This is a genomic window from Streptomyces shaanxiensis (assembly GCF_039537145.1).
Lineage (GTDB): Bacteria > Actinomycetota > Actinomycetes > Streptomycetales > Streptomycetaceae > Streptomyces > Streptomyces shaanxiensis.
Genome location: NZ_BAAAZY010000010.1, coordinates 70,164 through 84,708, shown reverse-complemented (window position 1 = coordinate 84,708; position 14,545 = coordinate 70,164). Strand labels below are relative to the sequence as shown.

16 protein-coding genes are annotated in these 14,545 nt (G+C 71.1%); 6 read left to right on the top strand and 10 right to left on the bottom strand.

The annotated features are described in order from the left end of the window. Positions 1–20 precede the first annotated feature (20 nt). Together ABD932_RS14430 and ABD932_RS14425 are read right to left on the bottom strand one after the other, a co-directional pair. Positions 21–701: a response regulator transcription factor gene (locus ABD932_RS14430; protein WP_345012541.1), complete on the bottom strand. Its 681-nt coding sequence runs from the start codon at positions 699–701 to the stop codon at positions 21–23. Between the two features lie 175 nt (positions 702–876). Further along, positions 877–2,130, bottom strand: a complete 1,254-nt coding sequence (locus tag ABD932_RS14425; RefSeq protein ID WP_425587462.1) for a sensor histidine kinase — start codon at positions 2,128–2,130, stop codon at positions 877–879. A 169-nt stretch (positions 2,131–2,299) separates the two neighbouring features. On the opposite strand from ABD932_RS14425, the gene ABD932_RS14420 reads away from it, so the two are divergent. Then, positions 2,300–2,500 carry a hypothetical protein gene (locus ABD932_RS14420; protein WP_345012537.1) on the top strand — a complete coding sequence of 67 codons (201 nt, stop codon included), beginning with the start codon at positions 2,300–2,302 and terminating at the stop codon, positions 2,498–2,500. Positions 2,501–2,562: 62 nt separating this feature from the next. Here the strand turns inward: ABD932_RS14420 and ABD932_RS14415 are convergent, their stop codons facing one another. Both ABD932_RS14415 and ABD932_RS14410 read right to left on the bottom strand, forming a co-directional pair. Beyond that, the gene (locus ABD932_RS14415; RefSeq protein ID WP_345012535.1) at positions 2,563–2,949 is read right to left on the bottom strand and encodes a guanyl-specific ribonuclease; all 387 of its coding nucleotides are present in this window, start codon (positions 2,947–2,949) and stop codon (positions 2,563–2,565) included. Positions 2,950–3,105: 156 nt separating this feature from the next. After that, the gene (locus tag ABD932_RS14410) at positions 3,106–3,732 is read right to left on the bottom strand and encodes a dihydrofolate reductase family protein (protein ID WP_345012533.1); all 627 of its coding nucleotides are present in this window, start codon (positions 3,730–3,732) and stop codon (positions 3,106–3,108) included. A gap of 168 nt (positions 3,733–3,900) precedes the next feature. On the opposite strand from ABD932_RS14410, the gene ABD932_RS14405 reads away from it, so the two are divergent. Continuing rightward, entirely contained in the window at positions 3,901–4,668 is a 768-nt protein-coding gene (locus tag ABD932_RS14405) for an SDR family oxidoreductase (protein ID WP_345012531.1), read from the top strand. Between the two features lie 166 nt (positions 4,669–4,834). On the opposite strand, the gene alc is transcribed toward ABD932_RS14405, so the two are convergent. Beyond that, complete coding sequence (alc, locus tag ABD932_RS14400; RefSeq protein ID WP_345012529.1) at positions 4,835–5,959, bottom strand: allantoicase; 1,125 nt, start codon at positions 5,957–5,959, stop codon at positions 4,835–4,837. Positions 5,960–6,007: 48 nt separating this feature from the next. Further along, positions 6,008–7,348 carry an allantoinase AllB gene (allB, locus tag ABD932_RS14395; RefSeq protein ID WP_345012527.1) on the bottom strand — a complete coding sequence of 447 codons (1,341 nt, stop codon included), beginning with the start codon at positions 7,346–7,348 and terminating at the stop codon, positions 6,008–6,010. A 249-nt stretch (positions 7,349–7,597) separates the two neighbouring features. On the opposite strand from allB, the gene ABD932_RS14390 reads away from it, so the two are divergent. Both ABD932_RS14390 and ABD932_RS14385 read left to right on the top strand, forming a co-directional pair. Further along, on the top strand, positions 7,598–8,398 hold the full coding sequence (locus ABD932_RS14390; protein ID WP_345012525.1) for an IclR family transcriptional regulator: 801 nt from the start codon (positions 7,598–7,600) through the stop codon (positions 8,396–8,398). Between the two features lie 58 nt (positions 8,399–8,456). Beyond that, positions 8,457–8,765, top strand: a complete 309-nt coding sequence (locus ABD932_RS14385) for an antibiotic biosynthesis monooxygenase family protein (RefSeq protein ID WP_345012523.1) — start codon at positions 8,457–8,459, stop codon at positions 8,763–8,765. Between the two features lie 14 nt (positions 8,766–8,779). Here the strand turns inward: ABD932_RS14385 and ABD932_RS14380 are convergent, their stop codons facing one another. Further along, on the bottom strand, positions 8,780–9,067 hold the full coding sequence (locus ABD932_RS14380; RefSeq protein ID WP_425587480.1) for a DUF5955 family protein: 288 nt from the start codon (positions 9,065–9,067) through the stop codon (positions 8,780–8,782). A 213-nt stretch (positions 9,068–9,280) separates the two neighbouring features. Here ABD932_RS14380 and ABD932_RS14375 point away from each other — a divergent pair, with 213 nt between their 5' ends. Further along, positions 9,281–9,883 carry a nucleotidyltransferase family protein gene (locus ABD932_RS14375; RefSeq protein ID WP_345012519.1) on the top strand — a complete coding sequence of 201 codons (603 nt, stop codon included), beginning with the start codon at positions 9,281–9,283 and terminating at the stop codon, positions 9,881–9,883. A gap of 209 nt (positions 9,884–10,092) precedes the next feature. Beyond that, entirely contained in the window at positions 10,093–11,715 is a 1,623-nt protein-coding gene (aceB, locus tag ABD932_RS14370) for a malate synthase A (RefSeq protein WP_345012517.1), read from the top strand. Positions 11,716–11,730: 15 nt separating this feature from the next. On the opposite strand, the gene ABD932_RS14365 is transcribed toward aceB, so the two are convergent. The 3 genes from ABD932_RS14365 to ABD932_RS14355 are packed head-to-tail and all read right to left on the bottom strand — an operon-like array spanning position 11,731 to position 14,413. Next, entirely contained in the window at positions 11,731–12,009 is a 279-nt protein-coding gene (locus tag ABD932_RS14365) for an Rdx family protein (RefSeq protein WP_345012515.1), read from the bottom strand. Beyond that, a complete protein-coding gene (locus tag ABD932_RS14360) occupies positions 12,006–12,920 on the bottom strand; it encodes a HipA family kinase (protein WP_345012513.1) in 915 nt (304 codons plus the stop codon). The genes ABD932_RS14365 and ABD932_RS14360 overlap by 4 nt, the downstream gene beginning before the upstream one ends. Positions 12,921–12,940: 20 nt before the next feature. Further along, positions 12,941–14,413: an IucA/IucC family protein gene (locus ABD932_RS14355; protein WP_425587461.1), complete on the bottom strand. Its 1,473-nt coding sequence runs from the start codon at positions 14,411–14,413 to the stop codon at positions 12,941–12,943. Positions 14,414–14,545: the final 132 nt, after the last annotated feature.

Genomic DNA, 14,545 nt, shown 5'->3' with positions numbered 1-14,545 from the left:
ACAACGCGCGGCAGCCCCGACTAGTGCCCGTCGCCCTCCAGTTCCTCCAGAAGTCCCGCGTCGTACGCCAACAGGGCGATCTGCACCCGGTTGTTGAGGTCGAGCTTGGCCAGGACGCGGGAGACATGGGTCTTGACGGTGGCGACGCTCATGAAGAGCTCCGCGGCGATCTCGGCGTTGGACAGTCCCCGGCCCACCACGACGGCGACTTCGCGCTCGCGGTCGTTGAGCGCGGCGAGCCGCTCACGCGCGCGCGTGCGGCGGGTGTCGGCGGCGGTGCCGGCCGCGTGGTCCATCAACTGGCGTGTCACGGTGGGCGACAGGACCGGGTCGCCGGCCGCCACGCGGCGCACGGCGTCGACGATCTCGGCGGGCGGGGTGTCCTTGAGCACGAACCCGGCGGCTCCGGCGCGCAGGGCGCGCAGCACCTGCTCGTCGGCGTGGAAGGTGGTCAGCAGCACGACCTGCGGGGCGTCCTTCCTGCCACGCAGCCGCTCGGTGGCCGTGAGCCCGTCGACCGACGGCATCCGGATGTCCATCAGGACCACGTCGGGGCGGGTGCGGTCGACCAGCGTCTCGACCTCGGCGCCGTCGGCCGCCTCACCGACGATCTCGATGTCGTCGGCGCCGCCCAGCATGAAGGACAGGCCGGCCCGGACCAACGGGTCGTCGTCGACGAGGAGGAGTCTGATCGCAGTCATGTGCCTTACGTAATCACGGTTGTACGGCGTGGAGGTGCCGGGACGGCGTGGAGCGTGCCCCTCGGGCACGAGCGGTGATCCCATGACGCACGCGCGCGTGGATGCGGAACTGACTGTCCCGCAACGGCCCCCACACAGGCGGCCTTCGGGCACCGCGCGGTCGGACCGCCCGGCATCACCCCCACGGCAGCCAGCCCCGCACTTCGAAGCCCCCGTCCGCGGCCGGCCCGTGCTCCAGCCGGCCGCCCGTCAGCGTGGCCCGCTCCGTCAGGCCGATCAGGCCCTGCCCGGAGCCGGGCACATGCGGAACCTCGCCCTCGGGCGCGGGATTGCGCACCGCCACGGACAGTCCCTCGCCCGGCGCGCCGGTCACCGTCACCGTCACCTCCGTGCCGGGAGCGTGCTTACGGGCATTGGTCAGGCCCTCCTGTGCGATGCGGTAGGCGGTGCGACCGACGGAGGCGGGCACGGCGGCCGGGTCGGTGACGCGCTGGTCGAGGGTGACCTTCATGCCCGCCTCGCGGGACTCCGTGACGAGCCCCTCCAGGGCTGCGAGGGTCGGTTGCGGGCGGCCCGCGTCGTCGCCCTCGCCCGTCCGCAGCACGCCGATGATCTCCCGCAGGTCCTGGAGGGCCTCGTGGGCGCTCTCCCGGATGACACCGGCCGCCCGCGCGATCTCCTCGCGAGGCGCGTCGGGCCGGAACTCCAGCGCGCCCGCGTGCACGCTGAGCAGGGTCAGCCGATGGGCGAGGACGTCGTGCATCTCCCGGGCGATGGCCTCACGGGCGAGCCGCTGCGCCTGCTCGGCACGCAGCCGCGCCTCCGTCTCGGCGCGCCGGGCACGGTCGCGCAGGCTCACCATGAGCTGCCGTTTGGACCGGGCGACCATGCCCCAGCCGACCACCGCCACGGTCAGCAGCGAGGCCAGGAAGACCGACCACAGGTACGACAGGTCGGGCTCGGGGCGGTACAGGAAGTACACCGGGTTCAGCACCGCGTACGCTCCGGCGACCCAGGCCACGTACCGGAAGGGCCGGTGCACGGCGAGGGTGAACAGGGCGATGAGGCTCGCGCCGCCCGCGGTGCTCGACACGAGGGCGAGCGGGACCATCGCGACGGCGAATCCGACCGGCCAGCGGCGCCGCAGCCACACCGCGGCGCAGGAGAGCGCGCCCACCAGCTGGTCGAAGGCGGCGTAGCCCGGCGGAAGGTCCTCGCTCTTCATCGTGTCCGCGGCGAGCAGCCCGATGAACACGGCCAGCAGGAAGCAGGTGAAGTCGACCACCCAGTCGCGGGCGGTGCGCCGGGGCCGCCCGGAACGCTCGGGGTCCGGGTCGAACTCCTTGATCAGAGCCGAGGGCAGCAGCCAGCGCCGCCCCGCGAACGCCTGCGGTGCGGACACCTGCTTGTCACCACTCACGGTCGACAAATCTACGCAGTACGGGGTCCCGGCGCGTCCGTACGGGCGTGATCGCCGACCAAAGTCGCGGCATCGGAGACCTTGGTCGCTGCGAGCCGCCCGGAACGTGGACTTCCGGCGGACATGGCTCGCCCCGCGGCCGATTGGCGTGGGGGGTCCGCGGGGCGAGAGTCATGGCATGAAGCAGTTGTTGGAGATCCTCGGATTCATCGCCCTGGTGCAGGGCGTCGCCGGCCTGGTGCACGAGTTCACCGACTGGGACTGGGGTCTCGTACAGCGGCTCGGCTTCCTCGACGGCTTCGAGATCTACGCGAGCGTCGCACTGCTCGTGCTGGCGTTCGCGCTGTTCGCGGCCGCCGGGAGCCGGAAGTCCGGCTGAGCTCGGACCGGACTTCCGGCCGATCGCGCCGTTCCTCGGCGTCGACCGTGACCTTCAGGGGCTCAGCAGCCGTAGTTGACCAGGTCGAACGACTCGTAGTGGTCGGCCGTGTAGTAGTCCTCCTGGTTCTCCTCACCGGTGACGATCCGGCGAGCGCCACGCGTGGAGGAACCAGGCGTGATGACCGTGTACTCGTGGTAGTACCCGGACGACTGGCTGGGCAGGATGCCTTCCCGGTTCTGGAAGACGGTGCCGTCCTGCGAGTACGGGTAGGGACCGCCCTGCTCGATCAGGTCGAGCGTGTCGTGCGCCTGGGAGGGCAGGTCGGTGTAGCAGATGCTGCCGACCGCGGCGGCCGCCGGGGTGGCGGTGACGGTGCCGCCGACGAGGAGGGCGGACAGGACGGCGGCCGCGGCGCCGATGCGGGTGATTCGTGGGGGGAATCTCATGGCTTCATGATGACGCGCGTAGACAGTGGCATGTCAATGTCAAGACCGGAGATTTTCCCGGCAAGTCCGATGAGTTTTCGGGAAGTTAACGTGCGCCCCGGCGTCCTCACGCGATCTCCATGAGGCGGTCGTGCGAGAACGCCGGCGAAGGGGTCGTCACGCGTTCTCGGGGAGCCCGAACGTGCCGTAGTCGGGGCGTCCGGCCAGGTCGTACGAGTGGATGGCGACGCCGGTGCTCGTCGTGAGGCCGCCGGTGTGCTCGAACTTGGTGGGCACGGCGCCCTCCGTGAACAGGCGGTGGCCCGCGCCGAGCACGACCGGGAACGTCAGCAGGTGGAGGGTGTCGACGAGGTCGTGGGCCAGCAGCGACCTGACGAGGGCGCCACTGCCGTGGACCTGGAGTTCGCCGTCGGTGCGCTCCTTCAGGGCGGTGACCTCCTTGGCGAGATCGCCGCTGATCACGGTGGTGCCGGCCCACTCGGGGTCCGTCAGCGTCGAGGAGGCGACGTACTTCGGGAGTGCGTTGAGCTTGGACGCGACCGGGTCGGCGGGGTCGGTCACCTTCGGCCAGAACGCCGCGAAGATGTCGTACGTACGGCGTCCGAGGAGGAAGGCGGCCGGGCGCCCGAAGACCTCGTTGATGAACTGGCCGAATTCGTCGTCGGCGTACGGAAAGACCCAGCCGCCGTGCTCGAAGCCGCCGCGGGTGTCCTCCTCCCGGCCGCCGGGTGCCTGGTAGACGCCGTCGAGCGTGACGAAGAGGGTCGAGACGAGCTTGCCCATGAGGAGTGCCTCTTTTCGGGGGTGCGGTCTGCTGTTCATCACCTCAGACCCCGTCGGCACCCGCAACTCATCGGTGCGTCGCGTGCACTTTCACCGGTGGTCGAGCTCCACGATCTCGGTGTCCGTTCACCGCCAGCACTTCGGTCCGCACGGCGCTGGGATGGACCCATGACAACCATCCATGAACCCACGACAGCCACTCACGGAACCCTGCACGGCAAGGTGGCTCTGGTCACCGGCGGCAGCCGGGGCATCGGCGCGGCGACGGCACTGCGGCTCGCGCGGGAAGGCGCGGACGTCGCTGTGACCTATGTGAACGGCAAGGAGTCGGCCGAGGAGCTCGTACGGGCCGTCGAAGCCCTCGGACGGCGGGGCGTGGCCCTGCGTGCGGACGCCGCCGACCCGCAGGAGGCGGCGAGCGCGGTGGGGCGTACGGCGGACGCCCTCGGGGGTCTGGACGTGCTGGTGAACAACGCCGGTGTCGGCGTGCTGGGCCCGCTGGAGGGGCTCTCGCTCACGGACGTGGACCGGGTCCTCGCCGTGAACGTCCGGGGCGTCTTCCTGGCCTCCCAGGCCGGGGCGGCCCGCATGGGCGCCGGAGGCCGGATCATCACCATCGGCACATGCATGTCCCAGCGGGTTCCGGGCCCCGGCGGCACGCTCTACGCCACCAGCAAGTCGGCCCTCATCGGCCTGACGAAGGCCCTGGCCCGCGAGTTGGGCCCGCGTGGGATCACGGCGAACATCGTCCACCCGGGGCCCATCGACACGGATCTGAACCCGGCCGACGGCCCTTTCGCGCCCGGCCAGGCGGCGATGACCGCCCTCGGCCGCTTCGGCACGGCCGACGAGGTGGCGTCCACGGTGGCGTACCTGGCCGGGGCGGACTACGTCACGGGGGCGGAGTTCTCGGTGGACGGGGGCCACGCGGCGTAGGCCTGCGGCGGTTGGGCCGGACCAGGGTGCGGGTGTGGTCCGGTGCCCGTCCCTGGGGGCTGCCGCCCCCAGAGCCCCGCTTCGGCCCCCGAAAGGGCCTCGCCCTCAAACGCCGGACGGGCTGCAATGCCGGGGCCGGCGTCTGAGGATGCGAGGGAGTCCGGGCTCAGCCGCCCAGCTCCTGATGCCGCGCCGCCAGCCCCGCCGCGCCCTGCTCCGTCAGGGAGCCGTGCAGGCGCAGTCGGGAGATGCCGCCGTCCGGGAAGATGTCCACGCGCGCGTGCGTGCCGACGGCGGGGGTCGGCAGGACGAAACGGTGGTTGGTGTCGGGCTGGAGTCGGGTGCGCGGGAGGATCTCCTGCCAGTCGCCGGCCCCGCTCTCATCGGCATCCTTCACCGAGACCGACGCCCAGCCCGCGCTGTTGCCCTTCAGGTACGCCGTGTCGATCTCGATCGCCCGGATCTGGGACTGCGCCGCCAGCCGGTAGCGGATCCAGTCGTTGCCCCGGTCGCGGCGTCGGCGCGTCTCCCAGCCGTCGTCCATCTTGCGGGAGCGGCCCGGCTGGATGGTGTTCGTGGCGGGCGAGTAGAAGAGGTTGGAGGCGTCCTCGGCCTGGCCGCCGTTCTCCAGCGCGACCACGTCGAAGGTGCCCAGCACCGACAGCCAGGCGGGGTCGGGTACGACCTCGCCGTACACACGCAGGCGCGCGATGCCGCCGTCGGGGTGCTGGTTGACCCGGAGGTGGGTGAAGCGCTGCTCCACGGCGATGGAGAAACCATTCGCCGCGTGGCCGCCGACCGGGGTGCGCGGCACGAGGGTCGTCCACTTCACGTCGTCCGCCAGCAGCTCCTCCGGCGACGGAGAGCCGGGTACCGACGTGCCCTCGATCGACACCGCCTGCGGGTAGTTGCCGCGGAAGTGGGCCGTGTCGACGACGATGCCGCGGATCACACCGGGCGCGCCCAGGCGCACCAGCGCCCAGTCGTGGTCCTCGGCCGTCGGCCACGGGTGCTCGGCGGAGGCACCGCGCCGCCGCCGGGTCTCCCAGCCGTCCATGATCTTGCCCTTGTGCCCGAAGTGCTCGGGGTCGAACTCGGCCCGCTCGGGCACCAGCAGGTTCTCGCGCTGGGCGAAGAACTCGTCGTTGGCGGCGATGACACCGGCGCCCAGCCGGCGGTCGGCGAGGTTGGCGTACTGGGTGAAGGGGAAGTCGGCGGTGCGGTAGTCCGCGTAGGGGTCGCCGCCGCCGTAGGGGTTCGAGTCGCCGGTGAAGCTGGGTATCGCCGTCACGGGGATGTGCCTTTCTGGAGTCGGCCGCTGCGGGTGCGGGAGAGACAGTCAGGGGGTGCGGGAGAGCAGCTGCCCCTTCGGCTCGGTGAACTCGCCGTCCGCGACGATGCGTTCGCCGCGCAGCCAGGTGGACTTCACCACGCCGTACAGGGTCTTGCCCGCATACGCCGTCACGCGGTTGCGGTGCTGGAGGGCGGCCGGGTCCACGGTGAACGTCTCGTCGGGCGCGAGGACGGCGAAGTCGGCGTCGCGGCCCGCCTCGATGGCGCCCTTGCGGTCGTCGAGACCCACGAGCTCGGCCGTCCGCGCGGACATCCAGCGGACCACGTCCTCCAGGCCGTGCCCGCGCTTGCGTGCCTCGGTCCACACCGCCGCCAGGCTCAGCTGGAGGCCGGAGATGCCGCCCCATGCGGTCGCGAAGTCGTCGGTCTTCAGGTCGGCCGTGGAGGGCGAGTGGTCGGTCACCACACAGTCGATGGTGCCGTCGGCCAGCGCCTGCCAGAGCAGGTCCTGGTTGGCGGACTCGCGGATCGGCGGGCAGCACTTGAACTCGCTGGCGCCGTCCGGGACTTCCTCGGCGGTCAGGGTGAGGTAGTGCGGGCAGGTCTCGACGGTGATCCGTACGCCGTCCCGCCTGGCCTCGGCGATCAGCGGCAGCGCGTCGCTCGACGACAGGTGCAGGACGTGCACGCGCGCGTGGAGGCGCTTGGCCTGGGCGATCAGCTGGGCGATCGCGGTGTCCTCCGCGTCGCGCGGGCGCGAGGCCAGGAAGTCGGCGTACTTGGGGCCGCCCTGCTGCGGGGCGGCGTCGAGATGGTGCGGGTCCTCGGCGTGCACGATCAGCAGGCCGCCGAAGGAGGCGATCTCGGCCAGGGACTGGGCGAGCTGGTCCTGGTTCAGGTGCGGGAACTCGTCCACGCCGGACGGCGACAGGAAGGCCTTGAAGCCGAAGACGCCGGACTCGTGCAGCGGGCGCAGGTCCTTGACGTTGTCGGGCAGGGCGCCGCCCCAGAAGCCGACGTCGATGTGCGCCTTGTCGGCGGCGACGTCCTGCTTGGTGCGGAGGTGGTCGACCGTCGTGGTGGGCGGGAGGGAGTTGAGCGGCATGTCGACGAGGGTGGTGATGCCGCCGGCCGCCGCGGCACGCGTGGCGGTCCAGAAGCCCTCCCAGTGGGTGCGGCCGGGGTCGTTGACGTGCACGTGCGTGTCGACCAGGCCGGGCAGCAGGACGTCGTCCCCGAGGTCCTCCAGTCGGGCGCCGGACGGGACTTCGGCGTCGTACGGCTGCACAGCCGTGATCTTTCCGCCGGCGACCGCGACCGAGGCGGCACGCGTCCCCTCGGGTGTGATGACGCGCGTCGAGCGCAGCACCAGTTCAGCGTCGGACACCCGGACCCCTCTCTGCCGCCGTTTACTTCCGCGTAACGGAATTCAACTTTCTGTTGAAGGAGTCTTCACTCCCGCTCTCGCGCCGTCAAGGGCACACTTCTCCACAGTGCACCCGACCCGCACTCTCTGGACGTTTCCACAAAGCGGAATTAGAATTCCAGCACGCAGAACGTAGCTACGTACAAGCGGGGAGTCAACCGACTGACGGGTAGGCTTCTGCCCTCCCACCGGTCCCGAAAGGAACGTGCCGTGCCGACGTCCAGCGCCAGCACCACCGACTCCGCCAGGTCAAACGCCAGTGGCGGTGTCCAGTCCCTCGAGCGCGCCTTCGACCTGCTCGAGCGGATGGCGGACGCGGGGGGCGAGGTCGGCCTGAGCGAACTGTCCGCGAGCAGCGGGCTGCCGCTGCCCACCATCCACCGCCTCATGCGGACCCTGGTCGCCTGCGGGTACGTCCGCCAGCAGCCCAACCGCCGCTACGCCCTCGGCCCGCGCCTGATCCGCCTCGGCGAGTCCGCCGCCCGCCTGCTGGGCACCTGGGCGCGGCCGTACCTCGCCCGATTGGTCGAGGAGACCGGCGAGACGGCGAACATGGCCCTGCTCGACGGCGACGAGATCGTGTACGTCGCCCAGGTGCCGTCCAAGCACTCGATGCGCATGTTCACCGAGGTCGGCCGGCGCGTGCTGCCGCACTCCACCGGCGTCGGCAAGGCGCTGCTCGCCGGGTTCCCGCCGGAGGAGGTGCGCGCGCTGCTGTCCCGTACCGGGATGCCCGCCGCCACGGAGAAGACGATCACCACGCCGGACGGCTTCCTCGCGGCCCTGGAGGACGTACGCCGCAACGGCTACGCGGTCGACGACAACGAGCAGGAGATCGGTGTCCGCTGCCTCGCGGTCTCGGTCCCCGACTCCCCCACCGCGGCCGCCATTTCGATCTCGGGCCCGGCGGGCCGCGTCACCGAGGCGGCGACGGACAAGATCGTGCCGGTGCTGCAGCAGGTGGCCGGGGAGCTGTCGGAGGCGCTGGCGAGCTCGAATCCGACGGCGTAGATCCGCGGGCGCGCCTACCCTGGGAGCAGGGGACCATCAGCACAGCGAGGTGGCCACCATGCTGCAGGAGAACAAGCACTGGTCCTCGGGGAAGTGGCAGGTCAAGGAGGGTAACGCCGACGAGTTCATCGAGCGCTGGCGGGAATTCCTCACCTGGACCAAGGGGGCGCACCAGGGGCTCCTGGGAGCCCGGCTGATCCGAGACCTCAAGAACCCGAACTCCTTCGTGTCCTTCGCCGCCTGGCAGGACCTCGACTCGATGCGCGCCTGGCAGGGTGACCCGGGGTTCAAGGAGCACTTCGACGCCGCCTACGTCCTCTGCGACGACATGCAGAGCAGCGGCTACGAGCTGGTCGTCGACATCTGAGCGCGGGCCACGGCTCAGGGGCGCGGCGGTTCCCCGAACAGGTCCACCGCGTCGCGTACGTCCGACAGGCCCCGGGACAACGCGCTGACCGACCCGATCGCGCCGGCGATCAGCAGCAATGACCTGCGCAGCCGCGGAATCTCCGGCGCCCTGTCGATCGTCATCGCGGCCAGCGCGGCGAGTTCGTCCTCGGCGATCATCCGGTCCGGGAACTCGGCCGGGTGCGCGGCGAGTTCGCGGCGCAGACGGGACACCGCCGTCCGCAGTTCCGCCACCCTCGGGTCCTCGTCGCTGCCCGTCACCGGCCTCTGCCCCAAGCTCCGCAACACAGCACTCCCCCCTCGCACGCCGTTGTGCGCCAGTAGTCCCGCTCCCCCACCGAGCACCCCTCGCGTCGGTCGGGCGCCGGGGACGCGGGTCAGTAAACGCCACCCGTTGCCGATGCGCCACCGCGCGGGCGGAAATTCAGTCGTTGGAAGTCGGGCGCTCGCGCAGGTGTCAGGTATGCAGGACGCATGACTGAGAAAGACGCGCCCCCGGTCGTCGGCCTGCTCCTCGCCGCCGGCGGTGGACGACGGCTCGGCGGGCGGCCCAAGGCACTGCTCCGACACCGCGGCCGACCTCTGATCGAGCACGCCGTCGGGGTGTTGCGCGCGGCCGGCTGCGCCCGCGTGCACGTCGTACTGGGCGCCCGGGCCGCCGCCGTACGGGAGCAGGCCGAGCTCGGCGGCTGCGTCCTGGTGGAGAACCCGGACTGGGCCGACGGGATGGGCTCCTCCCTGCGCGCCGGTCTCGACTCGCTCGCCGGCACAGGGGCGCGGGCGGCGCTCGTCTCACTCGTCGACCAGCCCGGCATCGGCCCCGAAGCGGTCGCCCGGGTGCTCGCCGCGTACGAGGGGGCGACGTCGCTCGTCTCGGCCGCCTACGACGGGGTGCGCGGCCATCCCGTGCTCTTCGGCGCCGCCCACTGGGCGGGCATCGCGGCGACCGCGACCGGCGACCGGGGAGCACGCGCCTATCTGAAGGAGCACGAGGAGGCGATCCGGCTCGTCGAGTGCGGGGACGTGGCGCTGCCCCACGACATCGACACGCAAGCCGATCTGAGCCACCTTGAGTGAACGTGGTGGCACTGAGCGCCACCTTTCCTCGACTCAGAGAATCTCGACATCAACAAACGATTGAACTTCCACCATGAGGAAACTAGTATCCACTGTTCAGAAGCGCCCGACCGCTCCACGGGCGCTCCCAGCCGTATCCGGGAAGACTGGCACCCGGTGCCAAAGCTCGTACGCAGTTCGCTTGTAGCTCGCTGAAGGAAGTGACGCTCATGTCCGCACCAGCGCCGTCCCCGCTGGCCATCGTCGACGCCGAGCCCCTGCCCCGGCAGGAGGAGGTCCTCACGGAGGCGGCCCTCGCCTTCGTGGCCGAGCTGCACCGCCGGTTCACGCCACGGCGTGACGAACTCCTCGCCCGCCGTGCGGAGCGCCGCGCCGAGATCGCCCGCACCTCCACACTCGACTTCCTCCCGGAGACCGCCGCGATCCGCGCGGACGACTCCTGGAAGGTGGGTCCCTGCCCGCCCGCGCTGCAGGACCGCCGGGTCGAGATCACCGGTCCCACCGACCGCAAGATGACCATCAACGCCCTCAACTCGGGTGCGAAGATCTGGCTCGCCGACTTCGAGGACGCCTCCGCGCCCACCTGGGAGAACGTCGTCCTGGGTCAGATCAACCTGGCCGACGCCTACACCCGCAACATCGACTTCACCGACCCGAAGAGCGGCAAGTCGTACGCGCTCAAGGCCGACGAGGAGCTCGCGACGGTCGTCATGCGTCCGCGCGGCTGGCACCTGAACGAGCGCCACCTCCAGATCGACGGCGAGCAGGTCCCCGGCGCCTTCGTCGACTTCGGCCTGTACTTCTTCCACAACGCCCAGCGCCTGATCGACCTCGGCAAGGGCCCGTACTTCTACCTCCCGAAGACGGAGTCGCACCTGGAGGCCCGCCTCTGGAACGACGTGTTCGTCTTCGCGCAGGACTACGTCGGCATCCCCCAGGGCACCGTCCGCGCGACCGTCCTGATCGAGACGATCACGGCGGCGTACGAGATGGAGGAGATCCTCTACGAACTGCGCGACCACGCCTCCGGGTTGAACGCCGGCCGCTGGGACTACCTGTTCTCCATCGTCAAGAACTTCCGTGACGGCGGCGCCAAGTTCGTCCTCCCGGACCGCAACGCGGTGACGATGACGGCCCCGTTCATGCGCGCGTACACGGAGCTGCTGGTCCGCACCTGCCACAAGCGCGGCGCGCACGCGATCGGCGGTATGGCGGCGTTCATCCCGTCCCGCCGGGACGCCGAGGTCAACAAGGTGGCCTTCGAGAAGGTCCGCGCCGACAAGGACCGCGAGGCCGGCGACGGCTTCGACGGCTCCTGGGTGGCCCATCCCGACCTGGTCCCGATCGCCATGGAGTCCTTCGACAAGGTCCTCGGCGAGAAGCCGAACCAGAAGGACCGCCTGCGCGAGGACGTCCACGTCGAGGCCGCCGACCTGATCGCCGTCGACTCCCTGGACGCCAAGCCGACCTACCCGGGCCTGGTCAACGCCGTCCAGGTCGGCATCCGCTACATCGAGGCCTGGCTGCGCGGCCTCGGCGCCGTCGCCATCTTCAACCTCATGGAGGACGCGGCCACCGCCGAGATCTCCCGCTCCCAGATCTGGCAGTGGATCAACGCGGGCGTCGAGTTCGAGAACGGCGAGCAGGCCACGCCGGAGCTGGCCCGCAAGGTCGCCGCCGAGGAACTGGCGAACATCCGCGCGGAGATCGGCGAGGAGGCCTTCGCGGCCGGCCACTGGCAGCAGGCCCACGACCTGCTCCTGGAGGTCTCCCTCGACGAGAACTACGCGGACTTCCTGACGCTGCCGGCGTACGAGCAGCTCAAGGGCTGACGTCCTTCAGCGGTTTCAGGAAGCAGGCTTGTCCGAGTGGCCCAGGGACTTTCCCGGGGCCACTCGGTCGCGTACGACCTGCTTGACCGCCGTGGGCTCCGGGAAGCCCTGCTCCTTGCGGTCCCAGACCACCTCGTCGTCGACGCGAACCACGAAGATCCCGCCCTTGCCGGGCTTGAGCGCGAGTTCCGTCAGCTCCGCCTCGAAGGTGGTGAGCAGCTCCTGCGCCAGCCAGGCCGCGCGGGGCAGCCAGCGGCACTGGGTGCAGTACTCGATCTCGACACGGCCACTCATCCGAGGTGCACCGACCAATCCTGTTCCGCGGCCGGCTTGCCGTGCAGGTCGGGCACCTGCTTCAGCCACTTCGGCCGGCCTTGCTGAGACTTCGCCGCCCGCAGGGCGTTCTCGGCGGCGAGTTCCTCCCGGGTGGGGAAGTCGGTGGGCAGCCAGGCGGAGGACGCTCGCACGCGTGCGTGGAGGTAGGCGACGTAGGCGTCGCGGACCTCGCCGGGGCTCATGAATCCAGGTTCGGCGCTCAGCCAGGCGTCCGGGACCTCCGCCACGATCGCCCTCAGCAGCGCCTCGGTGACCTTGGGCGCCAGCTCGGCGTCGGCCGCGCGCACATCGGGGGCGTAATGGCCGAGGGCGTGGTGACGGAAGTCGTACGCCTTCGCGGGGTCCGTGCCGTCCCAGCGATGGTGGAAGACGAGCGCGGCGCCGTGGTCGATGAGCCACAGACGCGGTGGGACGGTCCCCAGCGTGGGCCAGACCATCAGGTTGGAGCTGTGGACCGTACGGTCGACGTTCGCCGTCAACGCGTCCAGCCAGACGATCCGGCCCGCCTCCAGCGGGTCCACGCGGAAGTGCCGCGCGACCTCGGGGGTGAAGTCCTTCGCCCCCGGCAGGTAGTCCATGCCGAGGTTGATCCCCGCGCTGGACGCGTGCAGGTCGCGTACCTCCTGGTGCGGCTCGCTCTCGGCGATCGCGGGATCGAAGTGGACCAGGACCAGCTCGGGGAAGCGCAGGCCCAGCGCGCGGGCCAGCTCGCCGACGATCACCTCGGCGACCAGCGCCTTGCGGCCCTGCGCGGAGCCGGTGAACTTCACCACGTAGGTGCCCAGGTCGTCGGCCTCGACGACTCCGGGCACGGAGCCGCCGGACCGCAGCGGGGTCACGTATCGAACAGCAGTCACGTCGCGCAGCACAACGGCCAGGGTAATTCAGATCATGTACCGGCCAGCGGGTTCGGCAGGGGCCGGTAGCGGGCGTCGGCGCCGTCGGCGTTCGTCCAGCGCAGGAGCAGGTTCGTCTTGCCGGGGAGGGTGGGCGCGGTGAGCAGGCCGGCGATCTCGGGGAGGTCGTGCCGGGTGAGTTCGCGGCGTACGGCGGGCCAGGGATCCAGTCCCGGGTGCCGCTCGGCGATGGCCGCCGCGACCTCCCACAGATGATTCACGACCAGGGTGTACACCAGCCGCTCCCAGCCGGACTCACGGGACACGTCCTTCAGCAGCTTCACGCCCTCGGCGTCCCGGAACAGCGCCTGCACCGGGGTGCCGTCCGCGTCGACGGCGACCAGTGTGTTCTGCAGGTGTGCCTCGAGTACGACGCCGTGGTCGGCGAAGGCCGACAGCGCCGGCGGCACGACGGCGCGCAGATACGCCTCCCACCAGGCCGTACCGCCGAACGGGCTGCCTTCGAAGCCCTCGACGAGGCCCGCGGCGAGCAATGGAGTGGCGCCGGGCGCCAGGCGGTCGTGGAATCCGTCGCGCACGAGGACCGCCAGCTCCTCGAACGCGAAGTCGGCGGTGCGGTAGCCGCGGTCGGACAGCCAGGCGGCGGGGCCCGTGGCGAAAGCGCGGGCGGCTGCCGTATCCGTCCTGCGGAGGTTCAGCAGGTCATGGCGCCACAGCCGACGGATGTCGTTCGTGATGCGGACGTCCAGGCTGAACTTCAGGAACAGGTCGCGCTCGGGGGCGTACAGGGTGCGGATCGCGGCCGTCGGCCAGACGTCGAACCCGGTCGTGCCCAGCCGGATCAGCCGGCCGTCGGCGAAGGCGGGCGTCAGGTCGACGAGGTCGAGCTGCCAGGGGTGGGCGGGGAGGAGGCGGTACCCGGGCGGGGCCTCGCCGAGGGCGTCCAGGGCGGAGACGTCGCCCTCCTCGACGACCGCGTCCTCGCGCAGGCCGAGCAGCGTCAGGGGGAAGCGGGCGTGGGCCTCCGGGGCGTACGGCAGCCAGGCGGCGACCGGGCCGCCGCCGCGCGCCTTGGGCGCGGGGTGGTAGGGGTGGCCGGTGAGAAGGGACTGCTCGGAGCGGAGGTACGGGTCGTCCGGCGGCGTCGCACGCGCGCGTGCCGCGAGCAGCGCGGCCACCGCCTCCCGGCTGTCGATCATCTCGGCGGGCAGTTCGTGGTTGGACTGACCGGTGTGGCGGCGCAGTTCGTCGGCGACGAGCTTGACGATCTCCGGGTGCCCGATGCGCTGCCACGTGCCGCCCGTGTGCACCTCGGGCTCGGCGGGCCGCCGCTCGCCGCGCACCCGCAGCAGGCGGCCCGACGCGGGCAGCCGGTGGACCCGCCGCTCGCCGGACCCTCCGTGCGGCTCGGCCACCTCGCGCAGCAGGCAGTTGAGCAGGGGCGCGACCGCCAGGGCGTCGGCGTGTTCCGCGACGTCGGCGGCGGGTGGAGGGTTGAGGTGCACGCGATCCACTCGTTCTCTACGGTCCGTTCAGGACAGTCTCTACGGTCCGTTCACGACAGTCTCTACGGTCCGTTCAGGCGGGAAGACGATCAGTATGTCTGTCGTCGGTGCCTGCCCCGACGCCCTACTCGT

Bases quoted from the DNA above. Each gene is read 5' to 3' on its own strand.
- ABD932_RS14430 (WP_345012541.1), bottom strand. From the start codon at position 701: ATGACTGCGATCAGACTCCTCCTCGTCGACGACGACCCGTTGGTCCGG.
- ABD932_RS14420 (WP_345012537.1), top strand. From the start codon at position 2,300: ATGAAGCAGTTGTTGGAGATCCTCGGATTCATCGCCCTGGTGCAGGGC.
- ABD932_RS14415 (WP_345012535.1), bottom strand. From the start codon at position 2,949: ATGAGATTCCCCCCACGAATCACCCGCATCGGCGCCGCGGCCGCCGTC.
- ABD932_RS14410 (WP_345012533.1), bottom strand. From the start codon at position 3,732: ATGGGCAAGCTCGTCTCGACCCTCTTCGTCACGCTCGACGGCGTCTAC.
- ABD932_RS14405 (WP_345012531.1), top strand. From the start codon at position 3,901: ATGACAACCATCCATGAACCCACGACAGCCACTCACGGAACCCTGCAC.
- ABD932_RS14385 (WP_345012523.1), top strand. From the start codon at position 8,457: ATGCTGCAGGAGAACAAGCACTGGTCCTCGGGGAAGTGGCAGGTCAAG.
- ABD932_RS14375 (WP_345012519.1), top strand. From the start codon at position 9,281: ATGACTGAGAAAGACGCGCCCCCGGTCGTCGGCCTGCTCCTCGCCGCC.
- aceB (WP_345012517.1), top strand. From the start codon at position 10,093: ATGTCCGCACCAGCGCCGTCCCCGCTGGCCATCGTCGACGCCGAGCCC.
- ABD932_RS14365 (WP_345012515.1), bottom strand. From the start codon at position 12,009: ATGAGTGGCCGTGTCGAGATCGAGTACTGCACCCAGTGCCGCTGGCTG.